A 13,603-nucleotide genomic window follows, 5' to 3' on the forward strand; every position below is an offset into this window, starting at 1 on the left:
CGCGACATTTCGCGTCGCGCTTGCCCCCGGGCATGACCCGGCCCGAGAATGACGCCCGCCATCAGCCCTGCGAGCCCATCCGACCATGACGACCAAGCACCGCCTCGACCGCCGCACCCTGCTGGCCAGTTCGGCTGCGACCGCGACGCTTGCGGCGCTCGGCTTTTCGCCGGCCGCGCTGGCGCAGCAGGGCCTGACGCTGGGAACGGCCGAGGCCTTCAGCTTCGACGGACTGAAGGCGCGCGCGCGCGATCTGGCCTCAAAGCCCTATCAGGCCCCGCCGGCCTCGCGTCCCGACGTGCTGGAGCGGATCGACTACGACGCCCATGGCAAGATCCGCTTCAAGCCGGAGATGGCGCTCTGGGCCGACGGGCCCTCGCCCTGGCCGGTGACGTTCTTCCATCTCGGACGCTATTTCCAGAAGCCCGCGCGCATGCATGTGCTCGATGGCGGGCAGGCGCGCGAGATCGTCTATGACGAGCGCTATTTCGACATGCCGGCGGATTCGCCGGCGCGCGACCTGCCGGCCGGGGCGGGCTTCGCCGGCTTCCGCTTCCAGGAGAGCCGCACCGGCCATCCCGGCCGCAAGGGCGAGAAGCTCGACTGGCAGAAGAACGACTGGGTCGCTTTTCTCGGCGCCTCCTATTTCCGCGCCATCGGCGAGCTCTACCAGTACGGGCTTTCGGCGCGGGGGCTCGCGATCGATCCCGCCGTCGGCGGCAAGGCCGAGGAGTTCCCCGACTTCACCCATGTCTGGCTCGAGACGCCCGGGGAGGGCGCCGAATACGTCATGGTCTACGCGCTGCTCTCGGGACCGAGCGTGGCCGGCGCCTATCGCTTCCGCATGCATCGCGGCAAGGGCGTCACCATGGATATCGAGACCGCGCTCTATCTGCGCAACGACGTGTCGCGGCTCGGCATCGCGCCCCTGACCTCGATGTTCTGGTATTCCGAGACGGCGAAGCCCACCGCGGTCGACTGGCGGCCGGAGGTGCACGATTCCGACGGGCTTGCGCTCTGGACCGGCACGGGCGAGCGCGCCTGGCGGCCGCTCAACAATCCGAGCCGCACCATCGCCTCCGCCTTCTCCGACAACGCGCCGCGCGGCTTCGGCCTGATGCAGCGCGACCGCGAGATCGGCAATTATCTCGACGGGGTGTTCTACGAGCGCCGGCCGAGCCTCTGGGTCGAGACGCAAGGCGACTGGGGCAAGGGCGCGGTCCAGCTCATCGAGATCCCGACCGACGACGAGATCCACGACAACATCGTCGCGATGTGGGTGCCGGACGGGCAGGCCAGGGCCGGCGCGGCCTACGCCTTCCGCTACCGGCTGCACTGGCTCGCCGACGAGCCGTTCCCGTCGCCGCTCGGGCGCGTCGTCGCGACGCGGCTCGGCAATGGCGGCCAGCCCGGCACGACCCGGCCCAAGGGCGTGCGCAAGTTCATGGTCGAGTTCAAGGGGCCGTCGCTGGAGACGATTCCCTTCGGCGTGAAGCCCGAGGTCGTGCTCTCGGCCTCGCGGGGGGCGTTCTCCTACGTCTTCGCCGAGGCCGTGCCCAACGACGTGCCCGGCCACTGGCGGGCGCAGTTCGACCTTACCGTCGACGGCAACGACCCGGTCGAGATGCGCTGCTTCCTGCGCGGCGGCGAACAGGTGCTGACCGAGACCTGGCTGTATCAGTATCTGCCGTTCTGATCGGGCCGCCTTGCGCAACGTCTCGTTGACGCGTGACTGCCAGCCCGGTCCGGTCGCGCGGAATCGCTCGACGACATCGGCGTCGAGATGCAGCGTGATCTGCTTCTTCGACGCTTCGAGCTTCAGCCTGCCGCGACCGCGGCGGATCAGCACGCCGCCGCCATGAACATCGGCCGTGTCGAACCACTCATCGCTCAGTCCGGGAGCGGCGTCCGGATCAACCCAGTCGGCCGCGGTAGACGATCACGACCATTTGGCCGATCCGGCGGCCGGCTTATTCCATCTCGGCTCGCTCCTGCCCGGCTCGCAAGGCGGACTACTTCGTCAGGATCCATGGCATCGCCTTCGTCCCTCACAGGGCGTCTCGACCGAGGCCGGGGCCTCGGCCAGGACGTCGCCCGCATCGTCCGGCAGGTGAAGGCGGAGAAGATCCCGGCCGTCTTCCTCGAGAACGTCGCCAATCCGCGCCCGGCCGAGCAGGTCGCGCGCGAGGCCGGGGCGAAGGTCGGCGGGCGGCCGTGCCCGGATGCGCTCCCAGTGCGGGACGGCCCGGCCGGGACTTACATCGCGATGATGAAACACAATATAAGCCAGATCGAGAAGGCGCTCGCCGCCGGCCCGGTCTGACGTCAGTCCCAACTCCAGCCCTCATCCCGAGGGCTGAAGCTGGGATAGCGCAGGCTGGACGACATGCGACGTCGCCCATTGAAGCCTCAGGATCGGCCATGCCCGAGAAAATTCCCGTCACGGTGCTCACAGGCTATCTGGGCGCCGGCAAGACCACGCTCCTCAACCGCATCCTGACCGAGGATCACGGCAAGAAATTCGCCGTGATCGTCAACGAGTTCGGCGAGACCGGCATCGACGGCGACCTCGTGGTCGGCGCCGACGAGGAGGTCTTCGAGATGAACAACGGATGCATCTGCTGCACCGTGCGCGGCGACCTGATCCGCATTCTCGACGGGCTGATGAAGCGCAGGGGCAAGTTCGACGCGATCATCGTCGAGACGACTGGTCTGGCCGACCCGGCTCCGGTGGCGCAGACCTTCTTCGTCGACCAGGATGTCGGCGACGCGACTAGGCTCGACGCGGTCGTCACCGTCACCGACGCGAAATGGCTGACCGAGCGGCTGAAGGACGCGCCCGAGGCGAAGAACCAGATCGCCTTCGCCGACGTCATCATCCTGAACAAGACCGATCTCGTGACGCCCGGGGAACTGGTTGAGGTCGAGGCCCGCATCCGCGCCATCAACCCCTATGCCAAGCTCCACAAGACGACGCGCTGCGAGCTGCCGATCGACCAGCTGCTCGAGCGCAACGCCTTCGATCTCGACCGCATCCTCGACATCGAGCCGGATTTCCTCGAATCGGGGCATCACCACCACCATTCCGACGAGGTGCGCTCGCTGTCCTTCACCATCCCCGGCGATGTCGATCCGGAAAAATTCATGCCCTGGATCAACGGTCTCAGCCAGGCGCAAGGCCCCAACATCCTGCGCTCCAAGGGTATCCTGGCCTTCAAGGACGAGCCGCGCCGCTTTGTCTTCCAGGGCGTGCACATGATCCTCGACGGCGACCTGCAGCGCGACTGGAAGAGCGGCGAGACGCGCAATTCGCGGCTGGTCTTCATCGGCCGCGACCTCGACGAGGCCGAGCTCCGCAAGGGTTTTCTGGCCTGCGCGGCGTAACCACTTGTCATTCCGGGTTCGGCCCTCCGGGCCGCCCCGGCATGACAGTGGTTTGCGAAATCCTCGCTCGAAGTTAAAGCGTTGCCCATGGACACGATCGTCAAACCCGTCTCGCTGCGCGAGCATGTCGTCCCCGTCGGGGCCGGCGAGCATGTCGTCGCCGCCCATTGGCTGAAAGCGACGCTCGTGCTGGCGCTCGCCGACGGCCGGGCGCTGCGCTGGCGCGAGGGCGAAAGCGAGACGATCGAGGTCCATGCCGGCGGCCTGCTCAGCGCCTGCTCCGACGGTGAACGGCTTATCACCGGCGGCGACGACGGCCGCGTGCTGGCGATCGCGGCGGACGGTCCCCCGGCCGAATTGGCGCGCGACGAGAAGCGGCGCTGGATCGATTCGCTCGCGCTGTCGGCCTCCGGCAGCCTGGCCTGGAACACCGGCCGCTGCGTCCATGCCCGCGACGACAAGGGGCGGGTCAAGTCGCTCGAGGTCGCCTCGACCCCGCAGGGGCTGGTCTTCGCGCCGAAGGGTTATCGCCTTGCCATCGCCCAGATGAACGGCGTCTGTCTCTGGTATCCCAACACCGAGGCGAAGCCGGACTTCCTGGAATGGAAGGGTTCGCATCTCGACGTGACCTGGTCGCCGGACGGGCGCTTCGTCGTCTCGGCCATGCAGGAGAACGCGCTGCATGGCTGGCGGCTCGGCGAGAAGCCGAGCCATATGCGCATGACCGGCTATCCGTCGAAGCCGCGCAGCCTGTCCTGGTCGCATGACGGGCTCTGGCTCGCCTCCAGCGGCGCGGACGCCGCGATCATCTGGCCGTTCCAGGGCGACGGGCCGCAGGGCAAGGCGCCGCGCGAATGCGGCGCGCGCCATGCGAAAGTCACGCGCGTCGCCTTCCATCCGCGCGCGCTCGTGCTGGCCGTCGGCTACGACGACGGCTGCATCCTGATGATCCGCCTGACCGACGCCTCCGAGCTTCTGGTGCGCCCGGCGCTGAAGGGCAGCGGCATCACCGCCTTCGCCTGGGACAAGACCGGCAAGCGGCTGGCGTTCGGGGCGGAAGACGGCGCGGCCGGCGTGCTGACGCTGCCGGCGGCCGGCTGAGCGTCGCGACGCGCTTCGGCCTGTCCGGCAGGAGCGCGGCCGGGAAGGCGAAGGATGTGGGCGATGCCGCGCATCAAGGCCGATGTCCGCGATCTGCCGAGCCTGCCGCCGCCGTCGCCGTCAACGAGATCCTCTGCGCCGATCCGGCCTGTCCGGGCCCCGAGACGATCATCCTTGTAATGAATCCGGGCGAGAAGACGAAGGCGTTCATGGCGCCGGCTGCGATGGCCGAGATCACGCGCGGGATGCTTGCCGACAGTCTGGAAAGCCAGCGCTCCAATTGAGCAGCGGCGCCGCGCCACAGTCATAGCCGTCGCCACCGACACAACCTGAGCGGGAATTTTAGAGGTTCGTCAACCATTGCAACTTAAAGTTGTTTATATCTGATAATGCACCCATGCGTTATCGCCAGAAACGACGGAGTTGCGGATGCGTCGCTTGTCCCATGCGTTATGCGCCTTGCCGCTGGCGGCTGCCCTGCCGGCTCCCGTCCTCGCGCAGGCCAATTCGGTCGTCGACGTCTGCACCGGGCTCAGCGTCAACCTGCCGGTCCTCCAGCCGATCGCCGGCGTGACCACGGGCCTGCTGGCCGGCACGCTCGATCCCGTGCTCAACGGCATCGTCGGCGACGTGAACCTCAACCTCCGCGGTGCGCTGAGCGGCCGCAACATCGGCCTGACCGCGATCGACCAGAACGGCAATCTGGTGACGGCGCCTGGCCAATGCGGCGTCAAGGCCGACCGTGTCCAGGTCGAATCGACCGGCGGCATCGCGATCGGCGGCGGCCAGATCAGCGGGCTCGGCAGCACGACGAGCCCGACGGCGTCGGCGGCGGACCAGAACGCGATCGCTTTCGGCCATGGCGCGGCGACGAACGGAGCCGCCACGGGCGCGGTCGCGATCGGGCTGCGCGGGGCCGTCACGACCGCCGACGGCGTCGCCATCGGCCGTGACGCGACTGTCTCGGCCGCGGGCGGGATCGCTCTTGGCGCGGGCTCGGTGGCGCTGCGCGCGGGGCTCGGCGGCGCGGCCGAGGCGTTCAGCGGCGCGCGCGTCGCCTCGGCGCAAGGCGCGCTGTCGGTCGGCTCGGCCGGCAACGAACGGCAGATCGCCAATGTCGCGGGCGGAACGCAGGAGACCGACGCCGTCAATCTGCGGCAGCTGCGCTCGGTCGCCGGCAATGTCTCGACGGCGCTGGGCGGCGGGGCCGGCTTCGCCGCGGATGGCAGCTTCACCGGGCCGCGCTACGGGCTGCGCAGCGGCATCTACACCGATGTCGGTTCGGCGCTCTCGGCGCTCGACCGGACAAGCGGCGTGATCGCCGGCAACAACACCGGCAACTATGCGCTCGCCGTCGCGCAGGGCGCCGATGCGCTGGCGGCGGGCTACGGCGCCAGAGCCGATGGCGCGCGCGCCACGGCCGTCGGCACGCAGGCTCAGGCCGCGGGCGATGGCAGCGTCGCGCTGGGCGCGGGCGCGTCGGCCAGCGGCGAGGGCAGCATGGCGCTCGGCCCCGGGGCCAGCGCGACGCGGGCCCGCCAGATCGCGATCGGCACGGCCGCGAGCACCTATACGATGCCGGGCATCGCCTCGGCGGCGAGCCGGGCGGCGCAGAGCGGCCCGACCCAGGTCGTCACCGCCGACGCGGCCGGCAACCTCGCGACCAGCACCGTCGATCTCGGCGCGCTGAACGGGCGCGTCGCCGCGCTCGACACCTATGCGACCGAGAGCCGCAAGGAGGCCCGCCAGGGCATCGCCTCGGCCATGGCGATGACCGGCGCGCCGATGCCCTCGGGCGTGGGCCGGACGAGCTGGAGCGGCAATACCGCGGTCTACAAGGGCGAATGGGCCGCCGGCTTCTCGGTGGCGCACCGACTCAACGTCGCCATTCCGGTCGCGGTCAACGCCGGCGTCAGCTTCAACGGCAGCAGCTTCGGCGGAGCCAGGATGGGGATGACGGGCGAGTTCTGAGATCGCGTCCTCCTGCCGGCTGCTGTCAGCAGCGCGCCGACGGGCGCTGCCCTTACCGGTTGGCTTTGCTATCCTCGCCGGATGGCCCTCCGACCGAGACCGCTTCCGACCCTGACCACGTCCCAGGCCCGCGCCATCTGGCTCAGCGCCCAGCGGCTCGATACGCCGGAGCCCTTCGGGTCAGGCCCGCAAGCCGTGGCGGCGGCGGTGGCGCATCTCGGCTATGTCCAGATCGACACGATCAACGTGATCGAGCGCTGCCACCACCACATCCTCTACAGCCGCATTCCATCCTACCGCCGCGCCGACCTCGCGGCGGCGCAGTCCCTCGAGAAATCCGTGTTCGAGTACTGGACGCATGCGCTGTCCTACGTCGCGACATCCGACCTGCGTTATGTCCTGCCGGCGATGAAGGCGCATCGCGAGGAGCCGAAGCGCTGGTCGGCCGTCGGCGGGCGGGAGGAGACGCGCAAGCTGCTGCGCCGCATCCGCAGGGACGGCGCGCTCACCATCCGCGACATCGACACCGACGTGCTGATCGAGAAGGCCCATCTCTGGGCCAGCAAGAAGCCGTCCAAAGGCCTGCTCGAGCGCGCCTTCCACGATGGCGAGCTGGTGATCTCGGCCCGCGCCGGGATGCTCAAGACCTATGAGCTGATGGAGCGGCATTTCGGCTGGGAGAAGCGTCCGATGCCGGCGAGCGAGCGGCAGGTCACGGCCTATGTGCTCGACCGGGCCTTGCGCGCGCAGGGCGTGGTCAGCCTCGATTCGATCTGCCATCTCGATGCACCGCGCAAGAAGGCGGTGGCCGAGCTGATCGCGACCCGGGTGAAGCGCCGGGAGCTCGTGCAGGTCAAAATCGAAGGCGCCGAGAAGACGCCGCACTGGATCAGGCGCGACCTGCTCGACACACCCATTCCGGAGCTGGAGGCCGGCCTCGTCCACATCCTCTCGCCTTTCGATCCGCTGATCATCCAGCGCAAGCGGACCAGGCTGATCTTCGATTACGGCCATGTCTTCGAGGCCTATCTGCCGAAAGAGAAGCGCGTCTTCGGCTATTTCGCGCTGCCGGTGCTTGTCGGGGACCGGATCGTCGCGGTGCTCGACCTCAAGACCGACCGGGCGGCGGGCAGGCTCCTGATCCAGCAATGGACCTGGCTGCACGGACAGGGCACGCTGCAGGAGAAGGCGCTGATCGAGACCGCGCTCGCCCGGTTCGAGCGCTTCCAGCTTGGAGGATGACATCGTCTTGACGGCAACCCGGACCTCGTCGCGGCCGGTCGTCGCTCTCTCGGCCATCCTCGCGGCGCTTGCGGTCGGGGTCTCGCTTTTCCAGCTCGGCGCCACCCGCTCCGGCCTCTCGATCGAGCGCGTCACGATCGGCGAGACGCCGGCGACGATCTATCGGCCGGCCCCGGGCGCGCCCGCTCCCGTCGTCGTGATCGCCCACGGCTTCGCCGGCTCGCAGCAATTGATGCAGGCCTTCGCGCACACGTTCGCGCGCAACGGCTTCATCGCGCTGACCTTCGATTTCCTCGGCCATGGCCGCAATCCGAGGCCGCTCGCCGGCAGCATCACCGAACTCAGCGGCGCGACCCGCAATCTCGTGGCGCAGACGAACGCGGTCATCGATTTCGCCCGCAGACTGGGCGACGGCAGGCTGGCGATCCTCGGGCATTCGATGGCGTCGGACATCGTCATCCGGGCGGCGCAAGGCTCGCCGGACATCTCGGCCACGATCGCGGTCTCGGCGTTCTCTCCCGTCGTGACCAAGGACAGCCCGCGCAACCTGCTGCTCGTCGCGGGCGGCTGGGAGGGCCGCCTGCGGGCCGAGGCGCTCAGGCTCGCGGGGCAGGTCTCCGCGCCGGAGCCGGCGCGGGAAGGCGTGACCTATGGCAGCTTCGCCACTGGGGATGCCCGTCGCGTCGCCATCGCGGAGGGCGCCGAGCATGTCAGCGTGCTCTACAGCGCCGTCAGCATGGGCGAAGCGCAGGCCTGGCTCGACGGGGCCTTCGGCATCGCGCGAACGAGCCCGGTCTACCGCGACGGGCGCGGCGGCTGGATCGCGCTGCTGCTGGCGGGGCTCGTGCTGGCGGTGCTGCCGCTCAGCCGGCTGCCGCCGGTCGTCAGCGAACGGCCGCTCGGCGCAGGCCTCGGCTGGCGCAGGCTGTGGCCGGCCCTGCTCATCCCCGCCATTGCGACGCCGCTGATCCTGCGCGTCGTGCCGACGCGGTTCCTGCCCGTGCTGGTCGGCGACTATCTCGCGGCGCATTTCGCGCTCTATGGCGTGCTGACCTGGCTGTGCCTGCGCTGGCTATCGGCCGATCCGAGGACGCCGCCCTGTCCGCCAAAAGGACCGCTCCTGCTGGCGATCGGATTCGCCGCCGTGATCTGTCTCGGCGGGCTCGGCCTCGCCATCGACGGCTTCGTCACCTCCTTCGCGCCCGGTTCCGCCCGGCTGCCGCTGATCCTGGCGCTGCTGGTCGGCACGCTGAGCTATTTCTTGGCCAGCGAATGGCTGCTGAGCGGGGAGGGGGCGGCGCGTGGCGGCTATCTCGTGGCGCAGATCGCCTTTCTCGCATCGCTCGCTTTGGCGGTCGCACTGGATTTCCAGCGGCTGTTCTTCCTCGCCATGATCGTGCCGGTGATCGTGCCGTTCCTCTTGGTCTACGGCCTGTTCAGCCGCTGGCTCTACCGGCGCACCGGGCACCCATGGGTCGCTGGCGTCGCCAACGCGGTCGCCTTCGCCTGGGCGATCGGCGTGACCTTTCCGCTGCTCGCGGGGTGAGCCTCAGGCGCCCAGCAGGTCGATCAGATGCGGGATCAGCGGCTCGTCGGCCGGCGGCATCGCCAGCTCCCTGAGCTTGCCGGGCCGGACCCATTTCAGCGGCTGGCCCTCGCGCGAGGAGATCTGCCCCTGCCAGCGCCGGCAGATATAAAGCGGCATGAGCAGGTGGAAGTCGGGATAAGCGAAACTGGCGAAGGTCAGCGGCGCGAGGCAATCCTCCTTCACCGTGATGCCGAGCTCTTCGGCCAGCTCGCGGATCAGCGCCGGCTCCGGCCGCTCGCCGGCTTCCAGCTTGCCGCCGGGAAACTCCCACAAGCCGGCCAGCGGCTTGCCTGCCGGGCGCTGGGCGACGAGGACGCGGTTGTCGGCATCGATCAGGGCGCAGGCGACGACGAGGAGAAGTTTCACATGGAGCCTATGGGTGATATCCACTTGGACACACCGCCGTCATCCCGGACGCAGCGAAGCGGAGCTCCGGGGTCCATCGTAAAACACGACGCCGGTCCATGATGGATCCCGAAGCTGCGCCGCTCTCGCGGCTTGTCCGGGATGACGGGATGTTTCCTCGCAATATTGCTGAACGCTCTCAATACCGGGACAGCACGACATTGACCGGCTCGGTCTCCTTGCCGGTCAGCGTGACCGTGTCATAGATCGAGCCGCCCTCGCGGAACAGCGCGTCCTCGTCGCCCCAGATCACCTGCGTCGTGATGAAGTATTCGCCCGGCGGCACGTTCTCGAAGGCGAAGCGGCCATTGGCCTCGGCTTTGGTGGTGCGGCTGTATTCGCCATAGCGCGGATCGGGGTTGTCATCGCGCGGATAAGCGGACTGGGGCACGTATTTGCCCTTGCCGTAGAGCTGCGCGAAGCGCTCGCGCGAGAACGGCGTCGCCGGGATGAGCCGCACGACCTGCCCCGCCGCATTGACCACGACGCCGGTCGACTTGGTCAGGAAGGCATGGCCGACGACGACGCCCTTGCCGGGCTTCTTGATGAAGGCGACCTCGTCGACGGAGAACTGCGCCGCCGTCGGCTGGCGATCGACGCAAGCGCCCAGCAGAACTGCCGCGCAGACACCCAGAACCAGCTTCATGCCGCCCTCGCCAACCGCCCCGACGTCGTGACCAGGAAGACGCCGGCGAGGATGATGCAACCTCCGATAAGCTGCCGCAACTCCGGCGTCTCGCCGAGCACGATGATGCCCATGACCGTCGCGACGGTCGGGACGAGATAGCCGGTCATCGCCGCGCGCGTCGGCCCGGCGGCGCGGATCAGCCGCATGAAGATCGCCATCGGGATCGCGGTCGCGAGCAGGCCGAGCGCCAGCAGGGCTGGGATATGCCCCGTCATCGGTGTGAAGGCGGAGGGGCCGGCGAAGACGAGCGTCAGGATCAGTGCGACGAGGCCGGAAAACACCTGCTGGCCGAGCGCCAGCCTGGCCGGATCGCCTGCGGTCGCCGGCACCGCGCGGACATAGAGATTGCCGGCGCTGTAGCTCAGCATCACGCCGACCATGGCGAGGACGCCGAGCGCGTTGCCGCCGCCCTCGACGAGGCGCGGGCCGATCAGGAGCGCGACCCCGGCCATGCCGAGCAGGATGCCGGCGAGCCGGCGCGGGCCCATGCGCTCCTCGGCGAACAGGAAATGAGCGAAGACGGCCGTCACCAGAGGCCCGGCCGCCTGGATCATCGCGGCGGGGCCGCTGGCGAGCTGGATCAGCGCATAGGCGACGAGCACGTTCGGCACCCAGCCATTGGTGGCGCCGAGCACGAACCAGTGCCGGATCTCGCCTCGGCGCGGGATCGGGCTCTGGCCGAGCCAGATGACCCAGAGCGCCAGCGCCCCCGCACCGAGCAGGCCGCGCCCGGCCGCGACGGCCAGCGGCGAGATCTCGCCGGCCATCAGCTTGATGAACAGGAAGCTGCAGCCCCAGAAGATCGAGCAGACCAGCAAATGGCCCGCGACGAAGGCGCGGCTCGGGCCGGCGGGCGAGGCGATCTCAGGAGCGATAATCGCCATTGATCTCGACATAGGCCTTGGTCAGGTCGCAGGTCCAGACGGTGGACTTTCCGCGTCCGAGGCCGAGATCGGCGGTGATGACGATGTGCTCGCCGGTCATGTAGGCGGAGACGGCGGCCTCGTCATAGGACGGCGCGCGCGCGCCCTGCTTTGCGACCATGATGTCGCCGAAGGAGATGTCGAGCCTGTCGCGGTCGGCCGGCTCGCCGGCCTTGCCGACCGCCATGACGACCCGGCCCCAGTTGGCGTCCTCGCCGGCGATGGCGGTCTTGACCAGCGGCGAGTTCGCGATCGAGAGCGCGACGCGCTTGGCCGAGCGCGAGGAGGCCGCGCCCGCGACCCGCACCTCGACGAACTTTCGCGCGCCCTCGCCATCCTTGCAGACGAGATGGGCGAGCTCGAGAAGCAGCGCGTTCAGCGCGCGCCTGAAGCCGGAGAGGCGGGGATCGTTGACCTCGGTGATCGCGGGAACGCCCCGGTCCTTCGCCTTGGCCGTCGCGAACAGCATCAGCGTGTCGGAGGTCGAGGTGTCGCTGTCGATGGTGACGGCGTTGAAGGAGCCCCTGACGCCCTTCGACAGCAGCGCCTGCAGCACCGGGGCGGCGATCGGCGCGTCGGTGAAGACGAAGGACAGCATCGTCGCCATGTCCGGCGCGATCATGCCGGCGCCCTTGGCGATGCCGGCGAGCACGACCTCATGGCCGTCGATCCTGGCCTTGCGGGCAAGCGCCTTGGGGAAGGTGTCGGTGGTCATGATCGCCCTGGCGGCGTCGATCCAGGGACCGTCGGCGGCGCGCGCGGCACAGTCCTTCAGCACGCCCTCGAACTTGGTCGCGTCCAGCGGCTCGCCGATCACGCCGGTCGAGGCGATGAAGACCTGCTCGGGCTCGCAGCCGGCGGCCTTTGCCGCGATCTGCGCGGTCAGCTTGACCGAGTCGCGACCTTTCAGGCCGGTGAAGGCGTTGGCGTTGCCGGAATTGACCACAACGGCGCGCGCAAAACCCTGCTTCAGGTTCTCGCGGCACCAGTCGACCGGGGCGGAGGGGCATTTCGAACGGGTGAAGACGCCGGCGGCCTGCGCGCCCTCGTCGAGCAGCATCAGCACGACGTCGGTGCGGCCCTTGTAGCGGATGCCGGCTTCCGCCGTGGCGAAGCGCACGCCGGGCACGGCGGGCACCCTGGGCTGGCGCTTCGGCGCGAGCGGGGAAACGGGAACATCCTTGCCTGCCATCGGGGCGCCTCCTGTGCGGGAGGGTGATGTGCCGCAGCCAGAGGACGAAAACAAGAAGGGCGGCATCGCCGCCGCCCTTCCTGCATCGGCCGGACGCCCTCAGGGCTTCTTCGGCTCGGCCGGCGCGGGAACCGCCGGCGTCGCCGGCTGGTCGAGCCGCTCGACCTTGGCGTTGTCGCGCAGCGCCACGATGATGTCCTGCTGGGCCTTGCGCTCGAGATACTGGTCGATCTGCGGCTTCACCGAGGCGAAGTCCGGCGCCGGCTTGGTGCGGCGGTCCTCCAGCTTGATCACGTGCCAGCCGAACTGGCTCTTCACCGGCTCCGAGATCTGGCCCTTGGTCAGCTTGAAGGCGGCTTCGGCGAATTCAGGCACCATGCGCTCCTTGGAGAACCAGCCGAGCGAGCCGCCTTCCTTGCCGGAGCCGGGATCCTTGGAGATCTCGCCCGCGACCTTGGCGAAGTCCTCGCCCTTCTTCAGACGATCGAGCACGGTCTTGGCCTGCGCCTCCTCCTCGACGAGGATATGGCGGGCATTGATCTCCTCCTCTGGCGTCATCGACTTGACGGTGTCGTCGAAGAGCTTCTTCGCGGCCTCCGGCGTCGCCGCCTTCTTCGCCTCGGCGGCGAGATAGGTGTCGAGCAGGACCTTGTCGCGGTTGTAGGCGAGGCGGGCGGCGAAGTCCGGTCCGTCGCCGATCTTGGCGTCGGCAGCCGCCTTGGCGCCGAGCTTGAGGTCGACGAGATAGTTGATCACCTCGTCGCGCTTGCGCGCCTCGGGGATCTGGGCGAGGCGCTCGCCAAGATCCTCGGTCGCCAGCCCGACCTCGCGCTCGGTGATGGCGAGACCGTTCACCCGGGCGACGATCTTGTCGGCCTGCGCAGAGGCCGGCTGCGCGGCGAAGAGCGCAAGACCGAGAGTGGCGGCGGCTAGGCGGGTAAGCGTCATGATGTGAGCCTTTCGCAGGGGCTTGTGCCTTGGACGATCAGAGCGGCTCCCTGCCAGTTGAACGCGGCGAAGGCAAGGCGGCCGAGCCACCCGGGCGCCGTCCTCACGCAGCTTTGTGCGCATCGGTCGCTGCTCGCGCCGTCCGGTGCGCGGAAGGCCTT

At 69.0% G+C, this 13,603-nt stretch carries 12 protein-coding genes and 1 pseudogene; 7 read left to right on the plus strand and 6 right to left on the minus strand.

Annotation, left to right across the window (positions count from 1 at the left end; genetic code table 11):
- The first annotated feature begins 85 nt into the window (after positions 1–85).
- Positions 86–1,696 (plus strand): OpgD/OpgG family glucan biosynthesis protein, encoded by a 1,611-nt coding sequence (locus AC1RRW_RS18185; protein WP_492902531.1) that lies wholly within the window; start codon positions 86–88, stop codon positions 1,694–1,696.
- A 15-nt stretch (positions 1,697–1,711) separates the two neighbouring features.
- On the opposite strand, the pseudogene AC1RRW_RS18190 reads toward AC1RRW_RS18185, so the two are convergent.
- A pseudogene (locus tag AC1RRW_RS18190) lies at positions 1,712–1,894 on the minus strand (BrnA antitoxin family protein); the annotation flags it as partial.
- A 135-nt stretch (positions 1,895–2,029) separates the two neighbouring features.
- Between AC1RRW_RS18190 and AC1RRW_RS18195 the strand changes: the two are divergent.
- From AC1RRW_RS18195 to AC1RRW_RS18220, 6 genes are all read left to right on the plus strand, one after another.
- A complete protein-coding gene (locus tag AC1RRW_RS18195) occupies positions 2,030–2,323 on the plus strand; it encodes a metal ABC transporter solute-binding protein, Zn/Mn family (RefSeq protein ID WP_492902532.1) in 294 nt (97 codons plus the stop codon).
- Positions 2,324–2,421: 98 nt separating this feature from the next.
- Positions 2,422–3,384: a CobW family GTP-binding protein gene (locus tag AC1RRW_RS18200; protein WP_492902534.1), complete on the plus strand. Its 963-nt coding sequence runs from the start codon at positions 2,422–2,424 to the stop codon at positions 3,382–3,384.
- An 87-nt stretch (positions 3,385–3,471) separates the two neighbouring features.
- Positions 3,472–4,485: a WD40 repeat domain-containing protein gene (locus AC1RRW_RS18205; RefSeq protein WP_492902535.1), complete on the plus strand. Its 1,014-nt coding sequence runs from the start codon at positions 3,472–3,474 to the stop codon at positions 4,483–4,485.
- Between the two features lie 429 nt (positions 4,486–4,914).
- Positions 4,915–6,456, plus strand: coding sequence for a hypothetical protein (locus AC1RRW_RS18210; protein ID WP_492902537.1), 1,542 nt, complete (start codon positions 4,915–4,917; stop codon positions 6,454–6,456).
- 81 nt (positions 6,457–6,537) lie between these two features.
- Positions 6,538–7,698, plus strand: coding sequence for a winged helix-turn-helix domain-containing protein (locus tag AC1RRW_RS18215; protein WP_492902539.1), 1,161 nt, complete (start codon positions 6,538–6,540; stop codon positions 7,696–7,698).
- A gap of 7 nt (positions 7,699–7,705) precedes the next feature.
- Positions 7,706–9,244: an alpha/beta hydrolase gene (locus AC1RRW_RS18220; protein ID WP_492902540.1), complete on the plus strand. Its 1,539-nt coding sequence runs from the start codon at positions 7,706–7,708 to the stop codon at positions 9,242–9,244.
- Between the two features lie 3 nt (positions 9,245–9,247).
- Here AC1RRW_RS18220 and mutT read toward each other — a convergent pair whose 3' ends face one another.
- The 5 genes from mutT to AC1RRW_RS18245 all read right to left on the minus strand — a co-directional run bounded on the left by mutT (position 9,248) and on the right by AC1RRW_RS18245 (position 13,442).
- A complete protein-coding gene (mutT, locus tag AC1RRW_RS18225; RefSeq protein ID WP_492902628.1) occupies positions 9,248–9,652 on the minus strand; it encodes an 8-oxo-dGTP diphosphatase MutT in 405 nt (134 codons plus the stop codon).
- A gap of 178 nt (positions 9,653–9,830) precedes the next feature.
- Positions 9,831–10,337 (minus strand): carboxypeptidase regulatory-like domain-containing protein, encoded by a 507-nt coding sequence (locus tag AC1RRW_RS18230; RefSeq protein ID WP_492902542.1) that lies wholly within the window; start codon positions 10,335–10,337, stop codon positions 9,831–9,833.
- The gene (locus AC1RRW_RS18235; RefSeq protein WP_492902544.1) at positions 10,334–11,263 is read right to left on the minus strand and encodes a DMT family transporter; all 930 of its coding nucleotides are present in this window, start codon (positions 11,261–11,263) and stop codon (positions 10,334–10,336) included. Before AC1RRW_RS18235 ends, AC1RRW_RS18230 begins: the two co-directional genes overlap by 4 nt.
- Positions 11,244–12,494, minus strand: a complete 1,251-nt coding sequence (gene argJ / locus AC1RRW_RS18240) for a bifunctional glutamate N-acetyltransferase/amino-acid acetyltransferase ArgJ (protein WP_492902546.1) — start codon at positions 12,492–12,494, stop codon at positions 11,244–11,246. Before argJ ends, AC1RRW_RS18235 begins: the two co-directional genes overlap by 20 nt.
- A gap of 99 nt (positions 12,495–12,593) precedes the next feature.
- Positions 12,594–13,442: a peptidylprolyl isomerase gene (locus tag AC1RRW_RS18245; protein WP_492902548.1), complete on the minus strand. Its 849-nt coding sequence runs from the start codon at positions 13,440–13,442 to the stop codon at positions 12,594–12,596.
- Positions 13,443–13,603 lie beyond the last annotated feature (161 nt).

Source organism: Allobosea sp. GW821-FHT12C12, assembly GCF_058807355.1.

What these genes read in the sequence shown, in the direction of transcription:
- argJ (WP_492902546.1), bottom strand. Translation starts at nt 12,494, where the DNA reads ATGGCAGGCAAGGATGTTCCCGTTTCCCCGCTCGCGCCGAAGCGCCAG.
- AC1RRW_RS18235 (WP_492902544.1), bottom strand. Translation starts at nt 11,263, where the DNA reads ATGGCGATTATCGCTCCTGAGATCGCCTCGCCCGCCGGCCCGAGCCGC.
- AC1RRW_RS18245 (WP_492902548.1), bottom strand. Translation starts at nt 13,442, where the DNA reads ATGACGCTTACCCGCCTAGCCGCCGCCACTCTCGGTCTTGCGCTCTTC.
- AC1RRW_RS18195 (WP_492902532.1), top strand. Translation starts at nt 2,030, where the DNA reads ATGGCATCGCCTTCGTCCCTCACAGGGCGTCTCGACCGAGGCCGGGGC.
- AC1RRW_RS18230 (WP_492902542.1), bottom strand. Translation starts at nt 10,337, where the DNA reads ATGAAGCTGGTTCTGGGTGTCTGCGCGGCAGTTCTGCTGGGCGCTTGC.
- AC1RRW_RS18185 (WP_492902531.1), top strand. Translation starts at nt 86, where the DNA reads ATGACGACCAAGCACCGCCTCGACCGCCGCACCCTGCTGGCCAGTTCG.
- AC1RRW_RS18210 (WP_492902537.1), top strand. Translation starts at nt 4,915, where the DNA reads ATGCGTCGCTTGTCCCATGCGTTATGCGCCTTGCCGCTGGCGGCTGCC.
- AC1RRW_RS18200 (WP_492902534.1), top strand. Translation starts at nt 2,422, where the DNA reads ATGCCCGAGAAAATTCCCGTCACGGTGCTCACAGGCTATCTGGGCGCC.
- AC1RRW_RS18215 (WP_492902539.1), top strand. Translation starts at nt 6,538, where the DNA reads ATGGCCCTCCGACCGAGACCGCTTCCGACCCTGACCACGTCCCAGGCC.
- AC1RRW_RS18205 (WP_492902535.1), top strand. Translation starts at nt 3,472, where the DNA reads ATGGACACGATCGTCAAACCCGTCTCGCTGCGCGAGCATGTCGTCCCC.